Consider the following 26,754-nt stretch of genomic DNA (forward strand, 5'->3'; position numbering starts at 1 on the left):
CACCCTTCCTCTCTTGAAAGACCACTAAGCAATCTGTGCAATTATTTTAATATTCCCTCTTGAGCTTAGTGCGCTTCGTGGTTAATTTTCGCATCTTTGTTTTACAAATTCAAATTACAAAGTCATGGCAATCGCAGTTGGGGACAAGTGTCCGGAATTCACACTCAAAGATCAAAACAACACTACTTTTGACATCCAATCCGTATTGGGGAAAAAGATCATCGTGCTTTATTTTTACCCGAAAGACGATACGCCCGGATGTACTGCAGAGGCTTGCTCGTTTCGCGACAGCTACGAAGATTTCAGGGACCTGGGATGCGAAGTGATCGGAATTTCCAGCGACTCGCCGAAAAAGCATGCTGAATTTGCTGCTAAACACCGCCTCACTTTTACCTTGCTTGCAGACACCGAAAAAAAGGTCCGAAAACAATTCGGGGTTCCCGGAAATTTATTCGGGTTGATCCCGGGGCGGGTGACTTATATCATCGACAAAAAAGGCATTGTGCGCCACATTTACAATTCGCTGACCAATGCTGCAGGACATATTAAAGAATCTATTAACGCTGTAAAATCCATCCTCCATGAAGAAGCATAACTTCCTGTTCTTAACCACTCTGTGCATAGGTTTATTCATCGGCTCGTGTTCCAGGGAAGAAGAAAAATCCTGCTCGAATGAACCACAGGTCGAGGTAAGAACCGAAACGGATTTTGACCAGGCGTTGGCAAGCGAACTGGGTGCGGATGATTATGGAATGAAGCATTACGTGATGGCTTTCCTGAAAAAAGGGCCGAACCAGGACCAAAGTCCGGAAGAGGTGCAGCGTTTGCAGCGTGCACATATGGACCATATCGGGAAACTCGCCGAACAACGCGTACTGGTTGTTGCAGGTCCGTTTATGGACGATACGGAATTACGCGGAATCTATATTTTCGACGTGGAAACGGTTGAAGAAGCGGAAGAATTGACCAAAACCGATCCGGCAATCCGGGCAGGAAGATTGGTGATGGAACTGCATCCGTGGTACGGGTCAGCAGCCCTGATCAAATCGGCTGAAATCCACAAAACGATTTCGAAGAAAGAGATTTAATGCTTTTTCGATCCGGCTGTTTCATAACCTATTGATCCGTTAAGGGCAGATTCCACAACTGGTTTCGCATTAAACAACTCATCCACCTTACGGATGCGGTAATCGAAAATATTTTCCAGTTGTTTCCGGATAAATAACCAATGGAAAAAGCGGCCGACAAATCCGAAAGGCATGCAATAACTGATAATATCCGTCATCTCAACACCTCCTTCCACTTCTTTGAAGTGATGCTCGTGATGCCACATGCTGTACGGTCCTTTTCGTTGTTCATCTATGAAATAGCTTTCTTCCTGTATGGTTTTTATTTCACTGATCCAGGTTAAGGGAACCCCCAGGATCGGTCGAATGGTGTATTTGATGATCAATCCTTCATACATGGTTTCGGGAACGGGTGTGTGCACTCTGAAATCGATGTAATCCGGTGTAATGACATGCAGGTTTTCCGGCGCAGAAAAGTACTTCCAGCAAATTTGGGAATCTGCGTTGATGAATTGTGTTCGTTTGAGCTGATACATCCTGTCGAATTGCTGTGTCAACTAAATGTAGCAAAACAAAGCCGGTTTCAAAAAAGATTCACACGCTTTAACAATTCGGAACGATGTGCCTCACTGACAGGAATCTCCTTTCCATCGATCAGTACCAGAGACTTCGGATTGATCTGTGAAATTTGAGTAATGTTGATCATATAGGAACGATGCACGCGCAAAAACTCCTGTACCGGTAATTTTGCTTCTACGTGTTTCAAACTGTAGCTGACGATAAACTTCGAATCGTTCGTGTGGAGAATGGAATAATTATCGCACGCTTCGGCGTAGGTAATGTCCGAATAAGCCAGTTTTATCAGCTTTTGTTTGTCCTTGATAAAGAAATGCGTATTTGCCAGCACCGAATTCGCAAAATCCACCTGATTATTGCTCATCCGTACCTGATAAGCATACCAGGCCAATTCGATCTGGGTAACCAGCTCCAGCTTTTTGAAAGGCTTCATCACAAATCCGCTTGGATTGGTCAACTTCACCCGTTCCAGTGTCTGCGGGTCTGTATTGGAAGTCACAAACAAAAAAGGCTTGTTAATCTGCTGGTTGATGAAGTGTGCCAGATCAACCCCGTCAGGACCCAATCCAAGATTGATATCCAACAGGAATAGATCGGGGATGTGATGCATCAATTGTTTCTTCGTATCTTCAAAACTGTCTGCTATTCCCAAACATTCAAATCCTTCATCCGATAAGCACTGCGCCAAAAAATCTGCTATGATCGGTTCGTCTTCTACAATAAAAATGGTTGGTTTTGTCATGACAACAGATTGTATTTGGTGATTATCAATTCCGACCTCAGGCCCTTCTCGCTATTGGTTTCGATGAATTCCGCTTTCAGCTTACGGGCCATTGAACGGATTAATTTGGCCCCGAAATGAGTTCCTTCTTCTACATGCGACTTTCCGTTCCCATTGTCCGAAACGACCAGCACCAGTTTCGTTCCTTTTATTTTGAGGGATAAACTGATTTGAGGCTGCGCTTGTTTGTCGAATGCATATTTACACGAGTTCATTACCAATTCGGCGACAATTAAACCGATCGGCAGTGCTGTTTCTATATCGAGGTTCAGGTTATCGCTCTCCGAATTCAGGTGAATTTCTTTGTTGACTTCCTTTTTAAAATGGGTGATCAAATCGTTGACCAATTCTGCCAGGTACGGACCTATTTGCACAGCCCGGATATTTTCAGATTGATAAAGCTTCTGATGGATCATCGAAATGGCATTGATCCGGTTCATACTTGCATCGATCATTTGAATGGATTCAGGGTCTTTCAATTCGCGTGACTGCAAATCCAAAATAGCTGAAATGATCTGCAGGTTGTTTTTCACCCGGTGATGCACCTCTCCCATCATGAATTCTTTCTGTTCCAGGTTTGCCTGTGTCATGATGTATTTTTGTTCCAGGAGCACATTGATGCGCTTCTTATTCCGGAACAGGAAGAACAGAAACACAGATACCAACAGAATAATGAACAGGATCGCTCCCAATATCAGCAATTGCCAGCGATGGCTCTCTTCCTCGGCCTGCTGTTTCAACCGGATTTCTTTGACTTCGAACCGGGCTTGCATCTCAGCCAGAGCATCACTTTTTTCACGTGTAAAAATCGTATCACTCAGAACAGTATACTCATTCAGACTTTGGTACGCTTTTTTGTATTCACCTTCTTCAAAATAAATCCGCGACAGGATTTCATGTGCAAAAACTTCCCGTTCCTTCGCTCCAATTTCCTGCGATATTCGCAATCCTTTGAGTGAATATTCTTTTGCCAGTTTATATTGCTTCAGATCAAAATAACAATTTGCGAGTCCCAGATACGATGATTCCAGGTTATAATCATTATCATACTTCCTAAAGTTCGCGGATGCGCGTTCAAAATAACGAATCGCAGTTTCAAAATCTTGTTGATCGTAATAAATTTTACCCAGCGAATTATAGGCCCCGCCGAGACCGTCCAACTGATTGTTCTTTTTGTAAAGTTCAATTGCCTGCTTAAAATTTTCTTTCGCTTCTTTGGTTTTATTTTGGTAGGTGAATGTAATTCCCTGGTTCACTAAAGCATTTGCCAGATCCTCCTCCAAATGAAGTTTTTTGCACAGATCTATTGCTTTCTGATGGTAATAATCCGCATTCTCATACTGATATTGAGAAAAATAGCAAATGCCTAATTGAGAATAACAATAACTCAAATTTTCCAAATCGTTCTCTAATTGGAACAAATGGACAGCACGCTGAAAATACCTGATCGCGATTTTCGAATTGCCCTTGATATCATTTGCTATCGCCAAATTCATACAAGCAAAAGCTTCACCATGCTGATAATCAATAGCTTTAGATAAGTGAAGTGCCTTTGTGCTTAATTCAATAGATTTCTTCACATCGGTTGTATAGAGAACTTCGCTTTTCAAATTAAGCGAATCAATCCTCTCAGTATCTTTTTGAGCAAAAGTACCGCCTGCCATTAAGGCAACAATCAGGAGGAGGAACGACCGAATCATCTTCACCCCAAATTTAACATCATTTACTCGAAATTTACCCCCGAACACCCTTTTTTTTTGACTTTGGGAGACCTGTTCGCGAATTTCGCAGCACAATCTGTTTATGAAGAAACATTTAGCCATTCCCCTTATTTCCAAAGGTAATTTGCACTTGTTTGCTTTTATACCACAGATTTACGAAAACGAATAAATCACCAAATCAAAACTGTCATCTGAATGATGTTTACAGAAACAATAGCTTTTAAACATTGGGTGTTCGAAGTACCGAGTAAACTAACACGGAAAATATACTCGAATACCCTGTGTGGCTACTCCGAATACAACGTGCAGGAATTCCGTTCCTTCTTCAAATACTACGATGAAATCTTTACCCCCGAGATCACGGATCTTTTGAACAGATTAGGCATCGATTACAAGAAAGACACTTTCCTGAAACAGATCCAGGATCCGGACGGAAGACACTCTTTTGTCATTACCTACCAGTTTTTAGGAAGCATGCATGTGAATTCTCCCGAACGCATGAAAGAACCCTTCATTTTGGATACCCTGGAATACGAACCCGTTTCGGACAGGATCAGTGTTGCCTTTTACCAGGTGGAAGAAATGATGATTGGGATGGAAATTATTTACGTGGAGATTTTGTTCCGGGTGAAGTAGATACTTACAAATTGTTTAATAATCAACTATTTAAAACTAGCTAATTCACTTTTTTAAACTAAAAGTAATCGGCATAGAAAAGATACTATTGACCGCTTGCCCATCTACCTTACCAGGTACCCATTTTGGCATGGCTTCAATAACGCGAACAGCTTCCTCATCTAAAATTGGATGTACACCTTTTTGCACTTTTACATTGGTTATTTCACCAGTAAGAGAAACAACAAATTTCAGATATACCTTGCCTTCAATCTTTTTATCAACCGCGTATTTAGGGTATTTCAAATTTTCTTTGATATACTTTTTAATTCCCTCATTACCGCCATCAGGATAATAAGCAGGTGTTTCATCAGGCAGATAAGTCGTAATCTTTCCGTCTTCAAGATAGTACTCCTTCCCCGTTAAGTTCCCATGTTCATAAGTCTCTTTTTTCTTTATCCCTCCATTCTCATAATAAATAATGAAATCCCCATGAAATATACCGTCAGTAAAATCTCCGGAAGAATATAACCTTCCGGATGCATCATATTTTGTCCGTTTCCCGTTCAGTTTCCCGTTTTTATAATATTCTTTGGAAGACATTACTCCATTCTCGTAGTAGTAACTAAATTCACCTTCTTTAATCTTTTGAGATTCATCTTTAAATGCACCGGTCATTTGAACAGAATCTGACTTTAAGTAGTAGTCTCTAACACAATAAAGATCATCAGTCTTTGTGATAATTCGATAATAAACGGCACCTTCTGCTTGCTTTGTTATAACCCAGTTCAAATCATAATAAATGGTGTCTCGTTTTTGCTGCGCAAATACGCATACCGTTGCTAAGATTGATAAGGCGATCAAAAGGTATTTCATGGTGGATCTTTTTTACAAAACTAACTATTTTCAATTCGGCATTCGCACTTAGATTTCCACCAACTCAATCGGCAATCCATCCGGGTCCTCGAAAAAGGTAAAGCGCTTTCCTGTAAACTCATCGATCCGCACCGGTTCGCAGGTGACGCCTTTCAAAGCAAGCTCGCTGATGGCACTTTCTATGTTTTCAACTGAAAAAGCCATGTGTCTTAAACCCCTCGCTTCAGGTCGGGAAACGCGTTTCGGAGGATCAGGAAAGGAAAACAGCTCGACACAGTAAACTCCGTTCAGGATGAGGTCCAATTTGTTGGACTTGCGATCCGGGCGGTAATTTTCCGCTAAAATTTCCATTCCAAGCACTTCTGTATAGAATCGTTTGGATCTTTCATAATCCGAACAAATAACTGCGACATGGTGAATGGACTTCAACATCGGTCTTACATGTATTGATGCCCGACCAGGTAGTTCTTCACATAATCATCAATTCCTTCTTCCAGTGAATGGAACGGAATATCGTATCCTTGGCTAATCAGCTTTTGCATATTCGCTTCCGTAAAATACTGGTACTTATCACGAATATCTTCCGGTGTATCAATAAAGGATATATTCGGTTCTTTTCCCAATGCTTTGAAGGTGTTTTCTGCCAAATCGAGGAAGGTGCGTGCTTTACCGGAACCCAGGTTATAAATTCCCGATTTCGCCGTTCCTTTCATTAAAAACTCGATCACGGAAACCAAATCTTTTACATAAACAAAATCGCGCATTTGTCCGCCATCCGTATAATTCGGGTTATGAGAACGGAACAGTTTCATCGAACCCTGTTCTTTGACCTGGTTGAATGTGTGGAAAATGACCGATGCCATGCGTCCTTTGTGGTATTCGTTCGGTCCGTAAACATTAAAAAACTTCAATCCATACCAATGCGGCGGTGTTTGAGTTTGCTCCAGCGCCCACTTGTCAAAAACTTGTTTTGACCAGCCATACGGATTCAGTGGCTGCAACAACGGCATTTTCGACTCATCGTCATCGTATCCCAATTCTCCCAAACCATATGTTGCCGCAGAGCTCGCGTAGACCAACGGAATCTGGTAATTCACACAATGATTCCAGACCATTTTGGAATATTCCACATTCAATTCATCAAAAATTGCCTGGTCAAATTCAGTCGTGTCGGTTCGTGCCCCGATGTGTAAAACACAAGTAACCTCATCGCCGAACTCTTTCATCCACTGATCAAAATCATCGCGTTGTACCATCGCAACAAAGAGCTTTCCATCCAAATTGGCTGCCTTTTCGGTTTTGGAAAAATCATCTACCAGAACCAAATGATTAATTCCCTTGCTGTTCAGGGTCCCGACAATGCAACTTCCGATAAAACCCGCTGCTCCTGTAATGACAATCATAATAGCTATTTTAGACAAAAGTAACCCAAAGTAATTGAAAAAAGGAACGAGAATAATCAATTATTAATTATCAGGAGAAAAATTCTCTTCTGGATAATTACATCATTCATCCTTGATAATTCATTCCATCTTTTAACTTCTCATTTCAAAATCTTACTTTTGTACTCAATTTTTCAAGACTTGGAAACAGTATATATTACACGAAGAGAACATTTCAATGCGGCGCATAAATTATGGCGTGAGGAATGGTCTGATGAAAAGAATGAAGAGGTCTTTGGCAAATGCAGTAACAAAAACTGGCATGGACACAACTTTGAATTGTTTGTAACCGTGAAAGGAGCCCCCAATCCGGAAACAGGTTTCGTGATCAATTTAAAGGACCTGAGTGTGATCATCAAAGAATTGGTTATCGAACAACTCGATCATAAAAACCTGAATCTGGACGTCCCTTTTTTAAAAGGAAAACTGGCTTCAACAGAAAACCTGGCCATTGAGATCTGGAAAATCATCAACGACCCGATTCAGCAGGCAGGCGGACAATTGTGCAAGATCAAGCTGGTAGAAACCGAGAACAATTACGTAGAATATTTCGGTGGAAAAGAACCCTATTAACAAGTTCAATTTGAACATTTAGCAATAACAAACTGTGAGCATGAGCGAATTTCATTACAACGACGACACGACCGAACAAATCTCCAACATTTACAGAACCGTCCTTTCTCAAATCGGTGAAAACCCGGACCGGGAAGGATTGATCAAAACTCCCGAACGCGTTGCAAAAGCATTGCAGTTCCTTACACAAGGTTACGACATCAAACCCGAAGACATTTTAAAAAGCGCCCTCTTTAGCGAAGAATATTCCGAAATGGTGATTGTAAAAGACATTGAAGTCTATTCGATGTGTGAGCATCACATGCTTCCTTTTTTTGGAAAAGCGCACATCGCCTATATTCCGAACGGAACCATTGTCGGGTTGAGTAAACTTCCCCGTGTGGTAGATGCATTCAGCCGCAGGTTACAGGTTCAGGAACGTTTAACGATCGAGATCCGGGATTGTATCCAGGAAACACTGAAACCTAAAGGAGTTGCAGTTGTCCTGGAATGTCAGCACATGTGCATGCAGATGCGCGGAGTTCAGAAACAAAATTCGGTAACAACTTCCAGCGCATTTACCGGATTATTCCTGAGTAATGACTCTACGCGAAAAGAATTCATTAATTTAGTACAAGCCAAATTACATTAACTATGAACAATCACATTATCGACGATTACAGCTTTGACACGGTTGCCAAACAAACAGCTGCAAGACAATTCTTTGCGAAAGTATACGGATTCATGTTCTTTGCACTGATCGTATCGGCAGCAATTGCTTACCAATACGGAACGGAATCGTTCTTTAAAGAATACTTTCTCAACCTGACTCCGAAAGGATATCAGCCGAATATGCTTTATTACGTGGTTTTATTTGCTCCGATTGGTGTGGCATTGCTCTTCCAGACTATGATCAATCGCCTTTCTTTCCCTTTATTGTTCGGTTTATTTTCCATTTACAGTATTTTGATCGGGTTTGCGATATCCAGTATTTTCCTGCGGTATTCCATGGGTTCCATCGCAACTACTTTCGGAATCACCGCCGGTACATTCGGTGTGATGGCTGTGATGGGATATCTGACCAAGGTAGATCTGACGAAATTCGGAAGTATTTTAATGATGGCATTTTGGGGAATTTTCATTGCCAGCATTGTAAATGTATTTATCGGGTGGGAAGGTTTGCGATTCCTGATCTCAGTGATCGGAGTTTTTGTTTTCACCGGTTTAACAGCATACCACATGCAGCAATTGAAGAAATTTGCACATGATTCTGAAATTTCTGCGGACGATAAAAACAAACTCGCTCTGTTGGGTGGATTTACACTGTATATTCTCTTCATAAATCTCTTCCTTTCCCTGTTAAGTTTGTTCGGAAACCGGGAGTGATTTTGACATAACATTCTTTAAGTTAAAACCTGCTAAAATTCAAGTATAGCGGGTTTTTTTGTCCTTATCTTTGATGTAAAATTCAAATCGATGATACCTTTAGGACCTGCAATGCTCATTGGGTTAGTCTTTATGGGAATTGGACTAATTGTGAGTTGGCGTTTAAAAAGCAAATTCCAGGAATTCAGCAAAATTCCCTCTCAAAGCCGTTTAAGCGGTCGTGAGGTTGCTGAACGCATGTTACACGATTACAACATTTACAATGTACGGGTAACCTGCATTCCGGGTCAGTTAACCGACCATTATAATCCTGCGGATAAAACCGTCAATCTTTCGGAAGAAGTTTATCACGGAACCAATGCCGCTTCTGCAGCCATTGCCGCTCACGAATGCGGTCATGCTGTTCAACACGCGAAAGCTTATGCTCCGCTGCAATGGCGCTCCAGGCTGGTGCCCTTACAACATGCCTCAGGCTTATTTCTAAACATCCTGATGATGATTACCTTTATCGGAGGCGCTGTCTTATTCGAATCCTTCCCGATTACCTGGGTACTTTGGGCAATCGTGATCGCATACGGAAGTATTGCCTTGTTCAGTATCGTAACGCTTCCGGTGGAATTTGATGCTTCCAGGAGAGCGCTCAACTGGATCGAACGTTCCGGTACGGCGACCAGGGCAGAATACGAACGCTCGAAAAAAGCCCTGAATTTGGCTGCCTCAACGTATGTGGTAGCTGCACTTGGAGCAATTGTAACGATGTTTTATTATGTTTTGCGATTAATTGGAGCAAACAACGATTAATTTGCTTCCTTTTTTCAAACAAAATCTTAAATTTGAAAAAAAATTGAAGTTATGTCAGAACATCATTCAGAACACCACGATAAAAATGACACTTTCTTTGAAAGTTCAACTGTAGGAATTGGATTTGTGTACACTGTGATCCTATTAGTAATTATCGGATCTATTTACGCATTCGGATAATATAAGGAGGAAAAAATTCCTCCTTTTTTATTTCACTGAATATCGTCTTATGCCATTCAATTCAATTTTTGCATGGGTAATTAAGAAACGCTTGCATCAAATCGAGCTTTTCCGCAAATATCCTGAAGATGTTCAGCACGAACTGTTCGAAAAGTTGATTGAACAGGGAGTTCAAACCGTTTACGGAAAACAATACCATTTCCACCAAATTCAAACTTATTCCGACTTCAAGGAATTGGTCCCACTGAACAATTATGAATCCATGAAACCCTGGATTGACCGTCTGATGGAAGGTGAACAATATTTACTTTGGTCCCAGGACACCAAATGGTTCGCAAAAAGTTCGGGAACAACCGCTGAAAGAAGTAAATTCATTCCCGTCACCCGTGAATCACTGGAAGATTGTCATTACAAAGGAGGAAAAGACCTCCTGGCTCTTTATTACGAGAACTTTCCAAATAGAAAACTCTACAAAGGAAAGCACCTCATCATCGGTGGAAGTGCCCAGGTCCTTCCCGTAGCCGACGATGCATACCAGGGAGATCTTTCGGCCATCATATTAAAAAATTTGCCCTGGTGGGCTGAGATCAGAAGAACCCCTTCCAAAGAAATCGCCCTGATGACGGAATGGGAGGAAAAAATCGAACGCATGGCCAGAAGTACGATCGAAGAAGATGTGTACATCATCGCCGGAGTTCCCAGCTGGACCATGGTATTAGCGCGGAAAATACTGGAAATCACCGGAAAATCAAACTTAAGGGAAGTGTGGCCCAACCTGGAACTCTTTATGCACGGAGGCGTGAGTTTCGAACCCTACCGGGAAGCATTTAGGGAGCTCATTCCATTTGACGACATGCATTATGTGGAAACCTACAATGCTTCCGAAGGATTCTTCGGTATCCAGGATGTAGATGGCTCGAATGAATTGCTGCTCATGCTCGATTACGGGATCTTTTATGAGTTCATTCCCATGTATGCATTTGAAGAAACCGATTCCAAAATCATTTATAAACTCGATGAGGTCGAACTCGGGGAAGAATACGCACTTGTCATTTCTACCAACGCCGGGCTTTGGAGATACATTGTGGGAGACACGATCCACTTTACCTCCAAAACCCCTTACCGCTTTAAACTTTCCGGAAGAACCAGGCATTTTATCAATGCAGTCGGGGAAGAAGTGATCGTCAACAACACCGATTACGCCATTACCCAGGCATGCTCCAAAACAAATGCGCTTATTCGCGAATACACGGTTGCGCCGATCTATATGGACGGAAAAACACAGGGAAAACACGAATGGCTGATTGAATTTGACCGGGAACCCGACGACATCACCCGGTTTATGTTCCTCCTGGATGAAGCATTGCGCTCCATCAATTCGGACTACGATGCCAAACGCACCCGGAACCTTGCTTTAGGAAAACCATTGCTTCGTATTTTAAAACCGGGAAGTTTTGATGCCTGGTTGCAAAAAAAAGGTAAATTAGGTGGACAACACAAAGTACCCCGCTTGATGAATTCCCGTGAAATCGTGGAACAGATCTTGCAGGAAACGGAGTTCGAAACCATTGATTATGCATAAGTTAATTTTTCCGTTTATCTTCCTGGTGCTTCCTTTTTGGGGATCAGGTCAGCAAATATGGAAAGAACTTTGGCATTTGGAGCTGGACTCCACGGCAATCTGGGATATCGATCCCATCCATCAGAGCATCATTTATCAGAATCAGAATATTCAAAAGCGCGATGCGAAGGGTCAGATCATGCTCCAGGAAAGCATTAAATCCCTCGGGAATATTCAAAAAATCGATGCCCAAAATCCCCTGAAGATCGCGCTCTTCTCTGAAGATCAGCAGAGCATCTGTTTTTTGGACAATGCGCTGGCTTTGCAAGGCGACTGTATTTATTTAAGCGATCTGGATATCAGCTTAGCAGTAAGTATGAGCGCGTCCATTCAAACAGACCGCATCTGGGTATATGACGAACCGAATTCAAAAATAGAACTGATCACCCTGCGCAACGGACAAGGGCAGCAGGTCCAAAATGTAAAAGGGCTCCTGAATATGAAATCCATTGTAAATATCCAGGAAATTGACAATCGCCTGTATTTATTTGACGAGGAAAACCAGGTTGCCTGGTTCGATCAGTTTGGGAATTTCATTGATGTGGCAACACTTCCCCCCCACAAACCGGTTTATCCCATCCAAGACTATTTTTTAATTTCGGAGGGGAAGAATATTCAAACAGTCACCATTGATTCCGAGTTTGTTTCCTTTTTCTTTGCAGGAGATTTACTGCTGGATTCAAAAATTTTAAAAATGGAGGTTTCCGGTGATCGGTTATATATTCAGACACTGAAGATGCTGTATTGTTTTAAGATTCTTCAATAAAGTGTAAGGAGAAAACATTTTCCGCTCTTACACTTAAATCTGCCATCCACCAACTCAATTCGGGCAATCACACAGCAGTAATTATTTTTTGCACAAAGGGCGATTTATGTAGGCAGATTTTGTAATTTAGTCACCCCGAAAAACTCATACATTATGCACATTGCAGTAGCTGGAAATATAGGATCCGGAAAGACGACCCTGACACAAATGTTGGCAAAACATTACAACTGGGAAACTCATTTTGAGGACGTTGAATTAAATCCGTACCTGAATGACTTTTATGAAGATATGCAGCGCTGGTCCTTTAATTTGCAAATCTACTATCTGAATTCCCGCTTCACACAGATCCAGGAAATCAAAAACAGTACAACACATGTGATTCAGGACAGAACCATTTATGAGGATGCCTTCATTTTTGCACCGAACCTTCACTCCATGGGTTTGATGACTACCCGTGATTTTGAAAATTATTTTTCCTTGTTCAACCTGATGGATTCGTTTGTTTCCGCACCGGACCTGTTGATCTATCTGAGAGCTTCTGTTCCAACCCTGGTAAATCAAATCCAGCAACGCGGGAGAGAATACGAAGAAAGTATCCGGTTGGATTATCTGAAACGTTTGAATGAACGTTATGAGGCCTGGATCTCTACTTATGACAGCGGGAAATTACTGATCATTGATGTTGACAACAATCGTTTCCCGGAAAACCAGGAAGACTTGGGGAAAATTATTCAATCAATCGACGCGGAAATCAACGGATTATTCTAGGAATAAATCGTCCGTTCCCTCCAATTCCGAAAAATCTTTTAACAGCATGGCCAGATCGGTCAGGATCGCATCTTTTTGATCATCCCTGCTTGCAGTTTGTCCGAAATACTCGGTCAGTAATAATTGTGATTCCAGGATTGCCGATTCAGGTGCTACCGTTTCAAAATTCTCAATCAGGGTGATCACTTCCAGGACATCCAAAAAGTCCCCTTCAATTCCAAATAATACGAAATCTGCCAGGTAGTCCGAAAAGTCGAGTTTGGAATTCCAGAAAGCAGTTGCCAGTTTTCTTCTCAAAGACGTATTTGCCGGCTCATTGAATGCTTCCATAAGCGGTTCAATAGCCGAAGTGTCTTTCAGATTTTGGAATAAATCTATAACCAGGGCCTCATTTTCTTTCGACAAACCGGATCTCCACACCTCGATGATCGGTTCAATAACAGAGGCATGACCATGAACGGCAAACGCTTTAATGGCACTTGCGATCTTTAATTCATCTTTGCTCTGTAAATCACTCAGAAGTGTATGAATCTTTAACTTTTCCTGTTTATTCAAATTGCTTTTCGACACCGTATTATTTTTTTTACAAAAGTACGAAATACCACTATCTTTGACTCACTATGAATTGGAAGATTTACGTCCTTTTTTCAGGACTTTTTATAGGGCTTCATTCCTGTGTTTTAGACGAGGCAAAACCCAGTGTACATGAAAAAGTAGTTGTATACACAGACTTTTACTGTCCGGCAGATAGTTTGATCATCAAGGAATTCGAGGAATCCAAAAAGATTTCTGTACAGGTTGTTTATCAAACCGCAGCTGAAATTGCAAAGACCATTCAGAAGAATAAATTCAATACTGGCATCGATGTGCTTTTACTCTCTTCCGACAGCCTGAGAGAAAACCTCTACAATCAAAGCCTCTTCAGTCAGTTACGGGACCGGAACTTTTTCAGGAATATGGACCGGCAATTCAACAACAATCATGGTTTTTGGATTCCTGTATGCCACGATCCGCTTATTCTCATCACGGAAAAAGATTCCCTGTCCAATTGTGCACCTGTGAATTGGGGAACCTTTAAAAAAGACAGTATCCACCCTCACATTGCAATTAAGTCCAACCTGAACTCCTACATCCTGAAACTGGGCAAGACCAACAAATTTGCTTCCCTGATCAATTCGAGCGCTCCTGTCCATACAAACTATACTATCTCCACTTTGAGCCAGGTTGCGGAACGATCCGACAAAGACATTCATTATGATCAATCCAGGTGCTTTTATTACTTAGTGGAAAACCAACGATTCATGACAAATTTCACGAGTGTCAGTTTGTATAAATACAGCAGAAACAAGGTGGCTTCCCAGCAATTTGCCGCTTTTTATTGCCGGTTCCAGCATCAGATAGCATCCAACCGGAATCAGCTTTCAACTTTTAAAACAATTCAACCGAATTTCCTGATCCGGGCATTGGAAATTCATTAATATTTGCTAAGTAACTTAAAATTAATTTGTTAAAATTTAAAAATTTTTTAAATTTTGCTTTACTTTTAGTCAAACTTCAAGCTACTATTATGAATTCAACCGTGCTCATTCAAGCGGATCGAATACTACTGAATCCGGACAACCGCAAACAGGCCTTCGGATTCCTTGTTGCCTCTTATCTTATAGTCAGTATTTTATTTGTGTTGCTTTCGATCGAAATGACCGATCATTTCTCCATCCCATTGGCAACTGCAGCCGGTTTGGGTATTGTATTTATGATGTGGGTGAAAATCATTCGGGTCAGCCTTGCAACCGGGTACATTAAAAACGATGTGGTGGTACTGAAACTAGTATCCGAACGTTCCTTTGTACTCGAATTCATTTGCATCAAAAAGGCGCGTTCCATTTCCCTGCTGGGATTGTCCGTCACCTTCTTAAAATTCAAATTTGACGGAGTGGAATATCACACCATTCTCTGCGGAAAACCCACCCAGGGCGGAACTATAGAGACCGTTCTGAAAGCACATAAAAAGGCTTACAGGGAAAATTGCAATAAAAATAAAAGCAAGCCATAAGCCGGGTTCTGTACATCCCGGTGAATAATCACCGGAACTGACTGTCATTTATCTAGCCCCGGAATCACTTCCGGGATCTATCGATCTACCCTCCAGGCACCCCGGCTTAGCCGAGGAGAGAACGAGCAGCCCTACTCGCCTGGTTTACATGATCTTTCAGCCCGTGAGGTTTACCTAGCTTCCGAATGTCACCACCGGAACGGTGAGCTCTTACCTCCCCTTTTCACCCTTACCACTGACATTCTTACGAAGTCAGGGCGGTTTATTTTCTGCTGCACTAGCTGTACCCATCCGCCAGCTGACGGATGAATCCTTCCTGTTAGGAAGCACGGTTACTCTATGCTGCCCGGACTTTCCTCGTTCCGCCGTAACGGACCGCGACAGTCGGCTTGCTTCTGCAAAATTACGGTTATTTAATGAATTTTACGGATGTATAACCATCTGAAGACAAAACAACCAGGGAATAGGAGCCGGAAGCCAATTCCGAAACGTCAATAACCTGATCCTTGGATGAGCCCGGGATCTTCTTCCAGATTCTTCCCGACTGGTCTACGATAAAGAAATTATCTGCTTGCTTCTCAGTTGAAACATGCAATTCATTGATAACAGGATTCGGGTAAAACGAGACATTTAATTGACTTTCAATCAATCCCAATCCGTTGAAATTATCGCGGTATTCGATCGCTGTTACTGTTTCAGTCCCTAAAATCTCGTTCGTGCGAATTCGCATCACAGCTTCTTTGTCCGAAGTTGATCTCCATTCATACTCATGTGCCAGTGGAACCGGGATCGGGATCCACATTCCCAAACCCTGAACGGAAAAATAGATCGAATCAAATTCATCGATTACGTGGTGAATACGCAAAGCATCAAACTGACCGAACGGTGTTTTTACAATTCCCCATCCATCCACATTCGTTATACGATGTCGGTGTTGTCTCCATTTTGCATCGTAAATCGGGTTCAAATCCAGGTTCGTGTATCCGCGGGATTCATAATTGTTCCCATACGTCATCGGAAGTGCGTAGCGTGTTTCGATGGTATCGGAACGGAAACCCAATCCTTGTCCGTTACTGACCAATTCATACCCAATGGATGTGATCGCATTGGAGGAATTTTTTGTAAATCCGTTTAATTCATCAATCGGAATCGGTAAAAAGGCCGATGCCTGGTCCAATGGCAAATCCGTTGAAGAATTAAAATAGGTTGCCTTATATGGTGCCGGAGCAAAACTCCCGAACTGGATAATGGACAAACCGGTGATTTGACTGCTGGGACGTGTAATCAAGCTTCTTTGGTCCTGTGGCACCATGGAAGAGAAGTCCCAGGTATAATTTGCTCCTGTAGTAGCATAATCAATGGTCGGATCAGTTAAGGTGCTGAAGATATAGGATTCACTTGGTCCGGCAAAATGCTGATCCGTCAGTGTGATTTGCCCGAAAGCAACCGTACTCAACGCCATGAATGGAAGTAGTAAATGTTTCATTTTCAAAGTAGTTTCAACAAATATAGGAATAGTTCCTGAACTTATTCAGTCCGGGTTGCTTTCAATGATATCCGCCGCATCAAGCCCACATTCCGATATCATCACACATCCGTGCTTTTTGCCAGAAAAAAAGCCTGGTTCCGAAATCCGGATTTACTTCCGGAAGCTTCTTCTGAGCAAGATTTGACCGTTTACAGGAAGCCCCGTGGATTTACCAAGGTAATAATCTGTATGAAAAGGACGTAGGACATCCGCATTTACTTTTGCTCCCACACTCCATTTTGAATTGAAGTTGTAATAGTATTGAAGGCCGAATTCCATCGTAAGCGAGTTGGAGTGCTCCACTTTCCCGGTAAAGGAATTCTGGCGCTCAACAATTTGGTTTTCTGTAATCCGTTCCTGTCCGTGAATGAATAACTGCACACCCGGCACTACACCCAAAGACATTTCCGAACGCCGGAACGTATAGCCAAATCTCAACGGAACTTCCAGAGAATACAGCTGTTTCACAGTAACGGTTCTAACTATATTCGGTGAGAAGTTTGTTTCGCGGTATTCCAGTCCTCCAAAACCTTCCAGGCGAGCCTGCAAACCAAAACTTACAAAGGCATTGTCAATTCTTTTGGTATAACCACCACCCAGCACTGCTCCGCTAACTACATTTCGTTTTTGATCCGGAGACAAATACGGAGACTGGCCGATTGTAGGCCCTGCTTCCACATACCATTCATTGGATTCATTGGAACCTTTTTCCGGTAAACCTGTTATTTCTTCATGAGGAACAAGCTCGAAGCGGACTTCGAGCTTGATCGAATCCAACTCATTCCGGGAATCGGGAGCCAATCCGGAGATCTCCTTCGTCCTTTCTTCTCCAGATTCCTGCTTGTTAGGCGTTCGATCCGAAAAAGAGGCGCGGTCATCCGATCCGATGTGTCTCCGATCATTAGCAGCTGAATCGGTATTTGTTCTTTTTCGTGTTTTAAGTGTTGTTTTTACTTTCGGGCCCGCCAAAACAGCTTCAGGAGCCGGAGCAATCCCCACGGTTGAATTTTCAGCAACTACCGAAGTCTCATTCCGTTGTGGTCCGCCTGTTTGAATTAACTCTGACTTATCTTCCTGCTTAGCCTGTTTTTGTTCGAGGCGATCAATTTGGGCAGGATTGGAGGGGTAGAACCAAACGATTCCGATCAGGACAAGGACTGATGCCAGCGGAATCCAATAAAACCCGCGTTTCTTACTTCTCTCCGCAGGTAACATGGCTTCCATTTCAGACCAGAATTCCGGAACAAAAAGCGCCTCCTGTCCTTCAGAGGCATGTGCGTCCCTGAACAACTGATCCAGCTCTTCGTCGCTGATATGTCGATCTGAATATTTCATATTACAAAGCGTTTTTCATACCTGTTTTCCATCAATTCCAATCTGTCCCTTAACAGTTTTCGTGCCGTAGAAAGGTGCCACTTGGAAGTTCCTTCAGAAATCTCGAGCAACTCCCCGATTTCTTTGTGATTATAGCCGTCAATAACATACAAGGTAAAAACGTGAGCCGAAATAGGCGGAATTGTCTTGAGGAGGTCCAGGATTTCCTGATAATTCAATTCAAGCGATCCCAGGTTTTCGACTTTTTCCGCAGAATTAGCCAATTCCGATTCTGTTTCCTTCGCTACAATAACCCGATTGTGATTTTTATTTTTTCTATATTCATCAATCAGCGTATTTACGATGATGCGTTTTGCCCAAGCTGCAAAGTTCAACTCGTCCAAATCCACATTTTGCAAGCCATTTACAATTTTCAAAAACCCGTTATTCAATGCATGCCGCGCGTCTTCATGGTTTGAATAATAGCGCATACACAAACGAATGAACTGCCTGTAACAGTATTCATAGAGCACCTTTTGCGAGCGCCTGTCATTCTCAGCGGACCCCAACAATATCTGTTTGGTTACTTGCATTTACCTGGGTTCAAAATTGTTCATTAACAAGACAAAATGTTGAAAGTTGAATCTTGCTTTTTACGCATAACGTCCTATCTTTACATTTGGTTGGAAATTAAGAAAAAATGTTGACATTAAATCTGATACGGCACGCTAAAACCCAGCAAATATCGCCAACCGGGCGTGATTTCGAACGGGAACTTCTTGATAAGGGGATCTCGCAGGCAAATATTCTCGGTAATTATTTGCAGTCACACCACATTTCGCTTGGGAAGATAATCTGCTCCAGTGCTGTCCGAACTCAGCAAACCCAGTCCATTATCTGTCAACACCTTACGGAGCGCTGCAATTTCGTGCTTACCAAAGAGCTTTACGATGCTTCGTACAACGAGATGATCCGTGTGATCATTGCCCACGGTAAGAATGAGCAGGTGATTACAGTGGTGGGACACAATGACGGTATTTCCCGGCTAGCCTGTTATCTTTCGGGGGAACTGATCTCTCTCCGTACTTCGGAAATGGTTTCGTTTGCCATCCCATTCGAATCCTGGGATTATTTAAGTGAAGGAACGGCCGGGATTATTTTTCAGTATCGTCCTGAGGTTTTTCTTCCGCACCCGGTTGTTTCCTGAGTGGATTGATGTGATAAATGATCTGCACCGGGGGATGAGGCCCGTATTCCCTTTCCTGTTCACGGTATAGCTGTTCCAAATAGTGACGGTATGCAATTTCCTCCTGATTTCTTCGCCACATTCCTTCCAGGTCGGGCGGTTCAATTCCCAATTCTTTTTCTACTTCGTACTGGTATTTCGGTCTCACAGGTCCGCGCTTTCTAAATGCCACCGCCAAACCTGCCCCGACAACAAACCCACCAAAATGGCCTTCCCACGAAATAGACGGTTCCGTCGGGAAGATTCCCCAGATCATGCTTCCATAAACGAAAATAACCGCCAGGGAAATTCCCTGCAAGGCCTTCACCCTGCGAAAAAAACCGGAAATAAACAGAAAACCGAAAAGGGCATAAATCACACCGCTCATTCCGATGTGGTACGCTCCATTGTCTTGTGCAATCCACCAAACGATCAGCCCGGTTCCCAGCCAGGAAATGAGGAATACCTTCAGTGCAATTTCCCGGTAATAATAAATCACAGCTGCCAGCAACAGGAAAGTAGGAAGCGAATTATTCAATACATGTTTCACACTGGACGGATCATGTAATAATGGCATGAAAAACAGTCCTTTCCAACTGCTCCACTGGCGCGGACGGATGCCCCATTGCACCAAATCACTGCCCCCGGAAGTCGATTCGAGGAGCCAGATCGCCCAGCAAAAGAGCACTAAAAGCAGCGGATAAATCAGCGCTTCAGCGGCCCGTTCATCAGAAGCAGTGCTTCTTCTTGTTTTCGTTTGTGTTCTCACGAAAGGCGTCCGTCAAAAAGCAAACCGGAAATAAAAGCCTGACAGATTGACACGTATGAGGATAATTCCTAATCAACGGGAACTCAATAGTTAAAAAGGTTTAAAAGTTCAGTGATTCGTTATTTTGACCCTGGCAGCTATCGGGACGTAATTTGTATTTTAGAAAGATGGGAAAAAACACTTCACTGTTTCTTGTATTAAGTCTATTGCCATTTTTATCATCCGGTCAGGACAATCATTACTGGAACGACCAATTCGGGATCAAAGCAACTGCATTGGGTGGAGCGGCAGTCGGTGGCCTGGATGATTACTCGATGGTTTACTACAACGCTGCTGCCATGACCCTGGTTGAGAAAAGAGCACTTTCATTCGCTATGAACGCCTACCAAATCAGGAAATTCAAGCAACAAAATGCGCTGGGTCCGGCACAGGATATTCAAAGCACTGAATTTTCCGTTGTTCCGAACATGATTGCAGGAATCATGATCCCGAAAAAATTTCCCAAATGGCATGTCGGATACATGCTTTTATCAAAAAACGTCCACAACAGTAAATTGAATTCCTTCCATTCCGGAACATATGATGCCATTGACGCCCCGGGATCAGAAAAGTATATTTCAAAGTATGCCCAGGAAATTCGCAATATTGAATATTGGGTAGGTTTCGGGATTTCCTACGATATTTCCCAGAACCTGTCAGTGGGGCTAACGCACATGGGCAGTTTTAAGGGAGTCCGGTATTACAATGATTATTCGGTCACGATCCTTCCCCAGGACACTTCTTCATCCCAGGACACGCGGTTTTCATCCAATATTTCATTTAATTACTGGGATGTAAAAGCCATGTTCAAACCTTCCGTTTTACTGCATTACCCCAAATTCAGGATCGGGTTTGCAGCAACGCTTCCGACTTTTAATATCGTAGGGAAAGGAACATTCTTCAGGGAATTCTATACGCTCAACCTGGACGGTGAAGGCATACTTCCTTTCGATATTTCGATTGCATCCAAATCGACCAGGAACAAGGTCCGGGTAAAAAATCCGGCTTCATTCAGCCTGGGAATCAGCACCCGGTTGAGTGAGAAAATCTGGCTGAATATTACCGCTGAGTCCTTCCTTCGGCAAAAGTATTACCTGGTCCATGACGATCCGACGACAGCCGAACGCTATCCTCAATTCATCAGTGATTCCATCATTGAAGCATTATTTGGCGGACAAAAGTTCCTTGCTTACGGTGAAAGTGCTCGGCCTGTCACGAATATCGGTATCGGAATTGATGTCCAAGTAACAGAAAGGGCGGCTTTTCAATTCGGCGGACATACGGATTTCAATTACAACCGGAACCCGTCTTACCTGTTCACCAGGCAACATATTCAGTCTTCCCAATACAATCGCCTGGTATTTGCTTTGGGAGGAAACCTCGATCTAAAAGGGGGAAAACGAGCCTCCATCGTATTCGAATTTGGTTTTGCCCTTCCCAAAACAACGGATTACGTCATTGATTTCACTTCTCCCAATGCTGCCAGAAACGGTCTAATGGGAGATGGGAGCACCGGAGTGCGAACGCAAGCCTACTCTTACCGGCTCATGGTTGAATTGACTTTGGGGAAATTATTGAAAGAGCTTAAGTGAGGGAATAACGAATGATGAATAGATGGATTCGGTATTCGCAATTATTCTTTATAAATTCGAAACATGAACCTGAAGAACATCTTATTACTTCTGTTTATGAGCCCGTTAAGTCTTGTTTTACTCGCGCAGGACAATCATTACTGGACCGACCAGTTCGGGATCAAAGCGACGGCTTTGGGAGGTGCTGTCATTTCCGGCCAGGATGATCATTCAATGGTTTACTACAACGCTGCAGCAATGTCATTGGTCAAAAACCCCAGTCTTTCTTTTTCAATTAACGCGTATCAATACCGTACTTACGATCAGAGAAATGCGCTCGGTCCGGGCCAAAACCTGGAAAGTACCGATTACGCGACCGTTCCCAATATGATGGCCGGAGTTCTTGTACTTAAAAAACATCCCCGGTGGCGTTTGGGCTACAATGTATTGTCGAAGAATGTGTTTAACAACAAACTGGATTTATACAACTCCGGGAATTACGATGCGATTGATCTACCGGGCGACGAAACGTTCGTTTCCTCCTATGCATATGAAATTCACAATGGGGAATACTGGGCCGGGATTGCCGTTTCTTATGAAGCAAGTCCTCACCTGGCTTTCGGTATGTCACACATGGGTGTTTACAAAAGCACAAAGTATTACAATGCGTATTCGATCACGGTCCTTCCGCCTGATACTTCCTCTTCCGAGGTAACTCGCTTTGCTTCCACTATGTCGTTTAATTTTTGGGACATCAAAGCGATTTTCAAGCCTTCTGTCCTGCTTCATTATCCGAAATTCCGGGTAGGTTTGACTGCTATCCTCCCGTCAATCAATATTTTGGGGAAGGGGAATTTTTACCGGGAATTTTCGACACTGAATATGGACGATATCCTCCCGGTTGATATTGCTGTGATCTCGAGGGCACGTAAAAGTAAGGTCCGACACCGGAGTGCTCCTTCGGTCAGTCTGGGCGTCAGTGCGCAATTGGGAACGAAATGCTGGTTTCACGTAAGTGCCGAAACGTTTTTTGCCCGGAAGTATTACCTCATTCACAATGATACGAAGAAGACTGAGCATTATCCTGAATTCCTGAATGATTCCCTGATCACTTCTATCTTTGGAGGGCAGGAATTCCTATCATACGGCGAGGCATACAGGCCGGTTACGAATATCGGAGCGGGACTAGATCTTCAACTGAGCGAACAATTCAGTTTACAACTGGGTTCTCATACGGATTTCAATTACAACCGGTATACGGTGTATGAATTTGCGAGACAGGTTATTCAATCTTCTTCCTATGACCGATTGGTGAGTTCGATTGGCGGGAATTACACTTTGAAAAATGGAAAACGGCTTGCCCTGGCTTTCGAATTCGGTTGCGCCCTTCCCCAAACAACGGATTATACAGTGGATTTTACGACACCGAACGAATCCCGGAATGGATTGACGGGAGATCCGGGCCATGGGGCAAGAACGCGGGCGTATTCGTTCAAGGTGATGTTTGAGTTGACGCTGGGCAAATTGATTCCGTGAATTTCGAATTCCTCCCCGATCGGACAGCGTTGAACCGGTTACATTTTGAGAAGCAGAATCATTCTCCTATCTAAAGCGCAAAAAGATGATGACTGAACCCATTGCCAGCCACAACCAAAAGGTGCGATCAATAAAGGTCATGATTCTTAGTTTGTACTCTTTCATGATTTCTGCTTGCATTTGTTCCTGCAAAGTTAAAGTGCGGGTTTCGGAAAGGAGTTAAGGGGAAGTAAAGAGTGGGTTAATAATCGTTATGAATTCCTAATACCGGATTACGAATTATGGGTTCTTTTCTTCCATGCAGTATAATTTCCTGTTCGTTAATTGACCTTTATAGGTACCAATATTTATTGCAAAATACGGTTGTTTTCTGATTCATCACCCTATTCAACACTACTAAAAACCCTGAAATACAACGCCCTCCGAGCAAAAGGGAATCTAACCGTTATGAATTTCAGGAAACTGAATGAAATCGGTACTTGCGGGAGATTTGGGGTTTGCCACCCTCCTTAATCCTCCCTCCGAGGGAGGAAACGGATTGAAGCTTCGAACCGGGATCTCACACTCTTCTCTCTCCCGATAATTATCGGGACTCCGCTCTGCAAAAAGAAAAAAGCCCGGAAAGGGTGAGTGTGAGAGCGAGTACAGAGTGACAAAAAGAAAAAAGCATCCAACTACCGCTGAATGCTTTTTTCTTTTTGTGGTGATGGAGGGAATCGAACCCCCGACACAAGGATTTTCAGTCCTTTGCTCTACCAACTGAGCTACATCACCATCCTCAATTGTGGGGGCAAAGATAGTAATAGAATTCATTCCTCCTAAAAAAAAGTGAAAATTTTTCTAAATCAATCCTATCTTTGTTGCAGATGGAGCAAGGAATTAAATCAATTGTAGTAGATGCAGGAAACACCCGCATCAAAGTCGGATTATTCCAAGATTCTAATATCCAAGAAGTTCATGCTTTTTCAAATGAGGAGCTTGACAAGCTCAAATCTTATTTGATCAAACACAAAAATATTCCGGGAATTATCAGTTCCGTTCGCTCGGATAAGAACACCAAATGGATCAAAGGATTACTCCCGAATGCTCTTTTATTTAACAACCAACTGCCTGTTCCGCTAATTAACAACTACGAATCCCCAAACACTCTTGGAATAGACCGATTGGCAAATGCTGTTGCGGCAGCCAATATTTCCGAGAAACATGCGTTAGTGATTGATGTGGGAACCTGTATTAAATATGATTTTGTTCGTTATCCGAAGATTTATGAAGGCGGAAGTATTTCGCCGGGAATTGAATTGCGTTACCGGGCCATGAACCAGTTTACAGGGAAATTGCCCCTGATCGAAGACCGGATCCAGGGACCTTTCCTTGGAAAAAACACCCTGGATGCAATGCGGAGCGGTGTGATGAACGGAATGCATTTGGAAATGGTGGGTTTTATCGAAGAATATCGAAGACTTTATCCCGAATTAACAATTTTTCTCACGGGTGGCGACAGTCAATATTTTGAATTAGGTAATAAATATGGCATATTTGCCGACGAGAATTTGACCTTAAAAGGATTATTAATAGCACTCTTACATGCCCAAACATTTCATTCTTCTAGTATTTAGTACTATTTCGTGTTTCCCGTTGTGGGCACAAACCACCTCATCGTCACCCTACAGCACGGCCGGAATCGGTGAAGAAGGAACACTTCCTGAAGCACAATACGGAGGAATGGGAACTATTTCCGGGATTTGTTTTGATTCGACGTTGATTAACACGTACAATCCTTCCGGTTATTCCACGCTTTCTTTCGGTCAGCCTCTCTTTTCGGTGGGTGTTTCATCCAAATTCTCTACTTATTCCAGCAATGCCGGAAGCTTTCAGGGGAAGACAACCGGCATTTCCAATATTACCATGGCGATTCCCATGGGAAAATATTTCGGGATCGGATTGGGATTAAAACCGTTCACCCGAAAAGGATACGATTTGAGCCAGCGATCCTATGCCTACGATGATTCCACTACCTTCAACTATAAGGGTTACGGATCCACGAACCTGCTTTTTGTCGGTTTGGCCTATTCTATTATTAAAAATGACAAATCTTACCTGAGCATCGGTTTCAACCTGGGCTATTTATTCGGATCGGTTACGAACCAACGCAGCAGCGTTTTTGATGCTAACAGTCCGGGAGGTGGTGTGGATATGACAACATACCGCCTGAAATCCCTGCATTATTCATTCGGTGCAAGCTACCAGCGTTTCCTCGATATTGACAAACGCAAACAATTGTTCTTATCTGCTGTTTACACGCCTCAGATTTCCATTAATGCATACCGGGATTATTCCCTGTTCTACGCAACAGACGTGAATAACCAGCTTTCATATACCGATACGGTGAGTTACATCGACAACAACAAAGGAAAAATCGTATTCCCGAGCAAACAAACGATCGGAGCTGGGTATACTTTTTCACCGGATACCAAGCTTTCCGACCGCATGAAATACCAGCTGGGTGTCTTTGCGGAAGTGGACCTGATGCAATGGAAGTCCTATGCTGAAAATTTTGACAACCATGCTTCATCGGCTGTATTCACCAATACTTTTGTCTCCAAAATCGGGTTGCAATACATTCCTACTGTTGATGTGACGAAAAAAGCCAAAGGAATTAAGTATTTCACTAAAATCAAGTACCGCATCGGAGGACAGTACGGTCTATTGCCTAACACGGTCAACGGAAGGCAATTGAAAACAACTTCGGCAACAATCGGATTCGGTTTTCCTTTCTTAAGTCAGAAATCCAATTCTTCCCTGAACATCAGCTTTCAGTATGGTTCCAATGCAACAGGAAATGCAGCGGACCTGAAAGAACGTTTCTTTTCGTTCAATTTTGGAATTATCATTGCACCCTCTTCTTACGAAAAATGGTTCAAAAAGTATAAACTGGATTAATGAAAGGCGGACGGACATTCCTTCAGTGGTGCTTTGCATGTGTCCTGGTGTTGACTTCCTGCGTGAATGATATGGACGAAATCAAACAGATTACGTTTAAGTCGACAGACCCGGAACAGAAAACGGAGGAACTTTACGTATTACAAACAGAAGGAGGTTTCCCCCAATTCAAATTGTATGCTCCTTTAGCGGAAGCTTATTCCAAACCGGAGCAGGTAACGAAATTCAAAGAAGGCATCCACGTGGAGTTCTTCGATGATCACGGAGATCCGGAATCTATCCTGACAGGACTTTACGGGGAAATCAACGAAACCAAGGGAACGATGCGTGTCCTGGATTCCGTTCAGCTTCACAACCCGGCACGCAAGCAGACCATGTATACGGAAGCACTTTACTGGGATCAAAAAGATAGTCTTATCTTTACGGACAAAATGGTTATGATCAAAAGTCCGACAGAACTCATTTACGGGAAAGGAATCCGAGCCAAGCAGGATTTTTCCTATTATGAATTCCTGGAACCTCAAGGTCGTATTTCAATTAAAAAATAAGAGAAGGCACCGCTTTCGGCATACGTGATCTACGGATCACAAATTACTCGGAGGTGGATCATAAATTAAATATATAACA

29 protein-coding genes, 1 tRNA gene and 1 other RNA gene are annotated in these 26,754 nt (G+C 42.8%); 18 read left to right on the forward strand and 13 right to left on the reverse strand.

Going from position 1 to position 26,754, the window contains the following annotated elements; translation table 11 throughout:
* The first annotated feature begins 124 nt into the window (after nt 1–124).
* Together FO442_RS14240 and FO442_RS14245 are read left to right on the forward strand one after the other, a co-directional pair.
* On the forward strand, nt 125–595 hold the full coding sequence (locus FO442_RS14240) for a peroxiredoxin (protein ID WP_144333874.1): 471 nt from the start codon (nt 125–127) through the stop codon (nt 593–595).
* Nucleotides 582–1,088 (forward strand): YciI family protein, encoded by a 507-nt coding sequence (locus FO442_RS14245; protein ID WP_144333875.1) that lies wholly within the window; start codon nt 582–584, stop codon nt 1,086–1,088. Before FO442_RS14240 ends, FO442_RS14245 begins: the two co-directional genes overlap by 14 nt.
* Here the strand turns inward: FO442_RS14245 and FO442_RS14250 are convergent.
* From FO442_RS14250 to FO442_RS14260, 3 genes are read right to left on the reverse strand one after another with little or no spacing between them, the layout of a single operon-like run.
* A complete protein-coding gene (locus FO442_RS14250) occupies nt 1,085–1,603 on the reverse strand; it encodes an SRPBCC family protein (RefSeq protein ID WP_186280141.1) in 519 nt (172 codons plus the stop codon). The two genes, FO442_RS14245 and FO442_RS14250, sit on opposite strands and share 4 nt — an antisense overlap.
* Before the next feature lie 47 nt (nt 1,604–1,650).
* Nucleotides 1,651–2,385 (reverse strand): LytR/AlgR family response regulator transcription factor, encoded by a 735-nt coding sequence (locus tag FO442_RS14255; RefSeq protein ID WP_144333876.1) that lies wholly within the window; start codon nt 2,383–2,385, stop codon nt 1,651–1,653.
* Nucleotides 2,382–4,124 (reverse strand): tetratricopeptide repeat-containing sensor histidine kinase, encoded by a 1,743-nt coding sequence (locus tag FO442_RS14260; protein WP_186280143.1) that lies wholly within the window; start codon nt 4,122–4,124, stop codon nt 2,382–2,384. The genes FO442_RS14255 and FO442_RS14260 overlap by 4 nt, the downstream gene beginning before the upstream one ends.
* Nucleotides 4,125–4,340: 216 nt before the next feature.
* Between FO442_RS14260 and FO442_RS14265 the strand changes: the two genes are divergently transcribed.
* Nucleotides 4,341–4,781: a hypothetical protein gene (locus FO442_RS14265; protein ID WP_144333878.1), complete on the forward strand. Its 441-nt coding sequence runs from the start codon at nt 4,341–4,343 to the stop codon at nt 4,779–4,781.
* 45 nt (nt 4,782–4,826) lie between these two features.
* On the opposite strand, the gene FO442_RS14270 is transcribed toward FO442_RS14265, so the two are convergent.
* Genes FO442_RS14270 through rfaD form a run of 3 tightly spaced genes read right to left on the reverse strand, consistent with a single transcriptional unit; the run spans nt 4,827 to nt 7,039 of the window.
* Nucleotides 4,827–5,636 (reverse strand): energy transducer TonB, encoded by an 810-nt coding sequence (locus FO442_RS14270; protein WP_144333879.1) that lies wholly within the window; start codon nt 5,634–5,636, stop codon nt 4,827–4,829.
* Between the two features lie 48 nt (nt 5,637–5,684).
* Complete coding sequence (gene gloA2 / locus FO442_RS14275) at nt 5,685–6,068, reverse strand: SMU1112c/YaeR family gloxylase I-like metalloprotein (RefSeq protein WP_144333880.1); 384 nt, start codon at nt 6,066–6,068, stop codon at nt 5,685–5,687.
* Nucleotides 6,069–6,073: 5 nt separating this feature from the next.
* Nucleotides 6,074–7,039 carry an ADP-glyceromanno-heptose 6-epimerase gene (rfaD, locus tag FO442_RS14280; protein WP_144333881.1) on the reverse strand — a complete coding sequence of 322 codons (966 nt, stop codon included), beginning with the start codon at nt 7,037–7,039 and terminating at the stop codon, nt 6,074–6,076.
* 180 nt (nt 7,040–7,219) lie between these two features.
* Between rfaD and FO442_RS14285 the strand changes: the two genes are divergently transcribed.
* The 8 genes from FO442_RS14285 (at nt 7,220) to FO442_RS14315 (ending at nt 13,152) form a co-directional block, all read left to right on the forward strand.
* Complete coding sequence (locus tag FO442_RS14285) at nt 7,220–7,651, forward strand: 6-pyruvoyl trahydropterin synthase family protein (RefSeq protein WP_144333882.1); 432 nt, start codon at nt 7,220–7,222, stop codon at nt 7,649–7,651.
* 40 nt (nt 7,652–7,691) lie between these two features.
* Nucleotides 7,692–8,282: a GTP cyclohydrolase I FolE gene (gene folE / locus FO442_RS14290; protein WP_144333883.1), complete on the forward strand. Its 591-nt coding sequence runs from the start codon at nt 7,692–7,694 to the stop codon at nt 8,280–8,282.
* 2 nt (nt 8,283–8,284) lie between these two features.
* Nucleotides 8,285–9,016: a Bax inhibitor-1/YccA family protein gene (locus FO442_RS14295; protein WP_144333884.1), complete on the forward strand. Its 732-nt coding sequence runs from the start codon at nt 8,285–8,287 to the stop codon at nt 9,014–9,016.
* A 90-nt stretch (nt 9,017–9,106) separates the two neighbouring features.
* Complete coding sequence (locus tag FO442_RS14300; RefSeq protein ID WP_144333885.1) at nt 9,107–9,817, forward strand: zinc metallopeptidase; 711 nt, start codon at nt 9,107–9,109, stop codon at nt 9,815–9,817.
* Between the two features lie 51 nt (nt 9,818–9,868).
* The gene (locus FO442_RS18975) at nt 9,869–9,997 is read left to right on the forward strand and encodes a hypothetical protein (RefSeq protein ID WP_281281584.1); all 129 of its coding nucleotides are present in this window, start codon (nt 9,869–9,871) and stop codon (nt 9,995–9,997) included.
* A 49-nt stretch (nt 9,998–10,046) separates the two neighbouring features.
* Nucleotides 10,047–11,579, forward strand: a complete 1,533-nt coding sequence (locus FO442_RS14305) for a GH3 auxin-responsive promoter family protein (protein WP_144333886.1) — start codon at nt 10,047–10,049, stop codon at nt 11,577–11,579.
* Nucleotides 11,572–12,384, forward strand: a complete 813-nt coding sequence (locus tag FO442_RS14310; protein WP_144333887.1) for a hypothetical protein — start codon at nt 11,572–11,574, stop codon at nt 12,382–12,384. Before FO442_RS14305 ends, FO442_RS14310 begins: the two co-directional genes overlap by 8 nt.
* Nucleotides 12,385–12,537: 153 nt before the next feature.
* Nucleotides 12,538–13,152 carry a deoxynucleoside kinase gene (locus FO442_RS14315; protein ID WP_144333888.1) on the forward strand — a complete coding sequence of 205 codons (615 nt, stop codon included), beginning with the start codon at nt 12,538–12,540 and terminating at the stop codon, nt 13,150–13,152.
* Here the strand turns inward: FO442_RS14315 and FO442_RS14320 are convergent.
* Entirely contained in the window at nt 13,144–13,722 is a 579-nt protein-coding gene (locus FO442_RS14320) for a hypothetical protein (RefSeq protein ID WP_144333889.1), read from the reverse strand. The genes FO442_RS14315 and FO442_RS14320 overlap by 9 nt on opposite strands.
* Nucleotides 13,723–13,772: 50 nt before the next feature.
* On the opposite strand from FO442_RS14320, the gene FO442_RS14325 reads away from it, so the two are divergent.
* Nucleotides 13,773–14,630, forward strand: a complete 858-nt coding sequence (locus tag FO442_RS14325; protein ID WP_144333890.1) for a type 2 periplasmic-binding domain-containing protein — start codon at nt 13,773–13,775, stop codon at nt 14,628–14,630.
* Between the two features lie 556 nt (nt 14,631–15,186).
* Here the strand turns inward: FO442_RS14325 and rnpB are convergent.
* The 4 genes from rnpB to FO442_RS14345 form a co-directional block, all read right to left on the reverse strand.
* An RNA gene (gene rnpB, locus FO442_RS14330) (RNase P RNA component class A) lies at nt 15,187–15,602 on the reverse strand.
* A gap of 12 nt (nt 15,603–15,614) precedes the next feature.
* On the reverse strand, nt 15,615–16,691 hold the full coding sequence (locus FO442_RS14335) for a T9SS type A sorting domain-containing protein (RefSeq protein WP_144333891.1): 1,077 nt from the start codon (nt 16,689–16,691) through the stop codon (nt 15,615–15,617).
* Between the two features lie 153 nt (nt 16,692–16,844).
* Complete coding sequence (locus tag FO442_RS14340) at nt 16,845–18,068, reverse strand: outer membrane beta-barrel protein (protein ID WP_144333892.1); 1,224 nt, start codon at nt 18,066–18,068, stop codon at nt 16,845–16,847.
* Entirely contained in the window at nt 18,065–18,640 is a 576-nt protein-coding gene (locus FO442_RS14345) for an RNA polymerase sigma factor (protein WP_144333893.1), read from the reverse strand. Before FO442_RS14345 ends, FO442_RS14340 begins: the two co-directional genes overlap by 4 nt.
* A gap of 107 nt (nt 18,641–18,747) precedes the next feature.
* Here FO442_RS14345 and FO442_RS14350 point away from each other — a divergent pair, with 107 nt between their 5' ends.
* Nucleotides 18,748–19,254 (forward strand): SixA phosphatase family protein, encoded by a 507-nt coding sequence (locus FO442_RS14350; protein WP_144333894.1) that lies wholly within the window; start codon nt 18,748–18,750, stop codon nt 19,252–19,254.
* Here the strand turns inward: FO442_RS14350 and FO442_RS14355 are convergent.
* Nucleotides 19,202–20,041 carry a rhomboid family intramembrane serine protease gene (locus FO442_RS14355; RefSeq protein WP_144333895.1) on the reverse strand — a complete coding sequence of 280 codons (840 nt, stop codon included), beginning with the start codon at nt 20,039–20,041 and terminating at the stop codon, nt 19,202–19,204. The two genes, FO442_RS14350 and FO442_RS14355, sit on opposite strands and share 53 nt — an antisense overlap.
* Before the next feature lie 167 nt (nt 20,042–20,208).
* Here FO442_RS14355 and FO442_RS14360 point away from each other — a divergent pair, with 167 nt between their 5' ends.
* Together FO442_RS14360 and FO442_RS14365 are read left to right on the forward strand one after the other, a co-directional pair.
* The gene (locus FO442_RS14360) at nt 20,209–21,672 is read left to right on the forward strand and encodes a hypothetical protein (protein WP_144333896.1); all 1,464 of its coding nucleotides are present in this window, start codon (nt 20,209–20,211) and stop codon (nt 21,670–21,672) included.
* 63 nt (nt 21,673–21,735) lie between these two features.
* Nucleotides 21,736–23,187, forward strand: a complete 1,452-nt coding sequence (locus FO442_RS14365; protein ID WP_144333897.1) for a hypothetical protein — start codon at nt 21,736–21,738, stop codon at nt 23,185–23,187.
* A gap of 701 nt (nt 23,188–23,888) precedes the next feature.
* On the opposite strand, the gene FO442_RS14370 is transcribed toward FO442_RS14365, so the two are convergent.
* Nucleotides 23,889–23,961, reverse strand: a tRNA-Phe gene (locus FO442_RS14370).
* A gap of 92 nt (nt 23,962–24,053) precedes the next feature.
* Between FO442_RS14370 and FO442_RS14375 the strand changes: the two genes are divergently transcribed.
* From FO442_RS14375 to lptC, 3 genes are read left to right on the forward strand one after another with little or no spacing between them, the layout of a single operon-like run.
* A complete protein-coding gene (locus tag FO442_RS14375) occupies nt 24,054–24,803 on the forward strand; it encodes a type III pantothenate kinase (protein ID WP_144333898.1) in 750 nt (249 codons plus the stop codon).
* Nucleotides 24,772–26,127, forward strand: coding sequence for a hypothetical protein (locus FO442_RS14380; RefSeq protein WP_144333899.1), 1,356 nt, complete (start codon nt 24,772–24,774; stop codon nt 26,125–26,127). Before FO442_RS14375 ends, FO442_RS14380 begins: the two co-directional genes overlap by 32 nt.
* The gene (gene lptC / locus FO442_RS14385; protein WP_144333900.1) at nt 26,127–26,675 is read left to right on the forward strand and encodes an LPS export ABC transporter periplasmic protein LptC; all 549 of its coding nucleotides are present in this window, start codon (nt 26,127–26,129) and stop codon (nt 26,673–26,675) included. The genes FO442_RS14380 and lptC overlap by 1 nt, the downstream gene beginning before the upstream one ends.
* The last annotated feature ends 79 nt before the right edge of the window (nt 26,676–26,754 follow it).

Source organism: Fluviicola chungangensis, from assembly GCF_007558725.1.
Lineage (GTDB): Bacteria > Bacteroidota > Bacteroidia > Flavobacteriales_D > Crocinitomicaceae > Fluviicola > Fluviicola chungangensis.

Coding starts and splice junctions, on each gene's coding strand:
- FO442_RS14270 (WP_144333879.1), bottom strand. CDS start 5,636: ATGAAATACCTTTTGATCGCCTTATCAATCTTAGCAACGGTATGCGTA.
- FO442_RS14335 (WP_144333891.1), bottom strand. CDS start 16,691: ATGAAACATTTACTACTTCCATTCATGGCGTTGAGTACGGTTGCTTTC.
- FO442_RS14240 (WP_144333874.1), top strand. CDS start 125: ATGGCAATCGCAGTTGGGGACAAGTGTCCGGAATTCACACTCAAAGAT.
- FO442_RS14310 (WP_144333887.1), top strand. CDS start 11,572: ATGCATAAGTTAATTTTTCCGTTTATCTTCCTGGTGCTTCCTTTTTGG.
- FO442_RS14245 (WP_144333875.1), top strand. CDS start 582: ATGAAGAAGCATAACTTCCTGTTCTTAACCACTCTGTGCATAGGTTTA.
- rfaD (WP_144333881.1), bottom strand. CDS start 7,039: ATGATTGTCATTACAGGAGCAGCGGGTTTTATCGGAAGTTGCATTGTC.
- FO442_RS14380 (WP_144333899.1), top strand. CDS start 24,772: ATGCCCAAACATTTCATTCTTCTAGTATTTAGTACTATTTCGTGTTTC.
- FO442_RS14250 (WP_186280141.1), bottom strand. CDS start 1,603: ATGTATCAGCTCAAACGAACACAATTCATCAACGCAGATTCCCAAATT.
- FO442_RS14260 (WP_186280143.1), bottom strand. CDS start 4,124: ATGATTCGGTCGTTCCTCCTCCTGATTGTTGCCTTAATGGCAGGCGGT.
- FO442_RS14255 (WP_144333876.1), bottom strand. CDS start 2,385: ATGACAAAACCAACCATTTTTATTGTAGAAGACGAACCGATCATAGCA.
- FO442_RS14305 (WP_144333886.1), top strand. CDS start 10,047: ATGCCATTCAATTCAATTTTTGCATGGGTAATTAAGAAACGCTTGCAT.
- FO442_RS14325 (WP_144333890.1), top strand. CDS start 13,773: ATGAATTGGAAGATTTACGTCCTTTTTTCAGGACTTTTTATAGGGCTT.
- FO442_RS14360 (WP_144333896.1), top strand. CDS start 20,209: ATGGGAAAAAACACTTCACTGTTTCTTGTATTAAGTCTATTGCCATTT.
- FO442_RS14265 (WP_144333878.1), top strand. CDS start 4,341: ATGATGTTTACAGAAACAATAGCTTTTAAACATTGGGTGTTCGAAGTA.
- FO442_RS18975 (WP_281281584.1), top strand. CDS start 9,869: ATGTCAGAACATCATTCAGAACACCACGATAAAAATGACACTTTCTTT.
- FO442_RS14315 (WP_144333888.1), top strand. CDS start 12,538: ATGCACATTGCAGTAGCTGGAAATATAGGATCCGGAAAGACGACCCTG.
- FO442_RS14375 (WP_144333898.1), top strand. CDS start 24,054: ATGGAGCAAGGAATTAAATCAATTGTAGTAGATGCAGGAAACACCCGC.
- lptC (WP_144333900.1), top strand. CDS start 26,127: ATGAAAGGCGGACGGACATTCCTTCAGTGGTGCTTTGCATGTGTCCTG.
- FO442_RS14295 (WP_144333884.1), top strand. CDS start 8,285: ATGAACAATCACATTATCGACGATTACAGCTTTGACACGGTTGCCAAA.
- FO442_RS14365 (WP_144333897.1), top strand. CDS start 21,736: ATGAACCTGAAGAACATCTTATTACTTCTGTTTATGAGCCCGTTAAGT.
- FO442_RS14345 (WP_144333893.1), bottom strand. CDS start 18,640: ATGCAAGTAACCAAACAGATATTGTTGGGGTCCGCTGAGAATGACAGG.
- FO442_RS14350 (WP_144333894.1), top strand. CDS start 18,748: ATGTTGACATTAAATCTGATACGGCACGCTAAAACCCAGCAAATATCG.
- FO442_RS14300 (WP_144333885.1), top strand. CDS start 9,107: ATGATACCTTTAGGACCTGCAATGCTCATTGGGTTAGTCTTTATGGGA.
- gloA2 (WP_144333880.1), bottom strand. CDS start 6,068: ATGTTGAAGTCCATTCACCATGTCGCAGTTATTTGTTCGGATTATGAA.
- FO442_RS14340 (WP_144333892.1), bottom strand. CDS start 18,068: ATGAAATATTCAGATCGACATATCAGCGACGAAGAGCTGGATCAGTTG.
- folE (WP_144333883.1), top strand. CDS start 7,692: ATGAGCGAATTTCATTACAACGACGACACGACCGAACAAATCTCCAAC.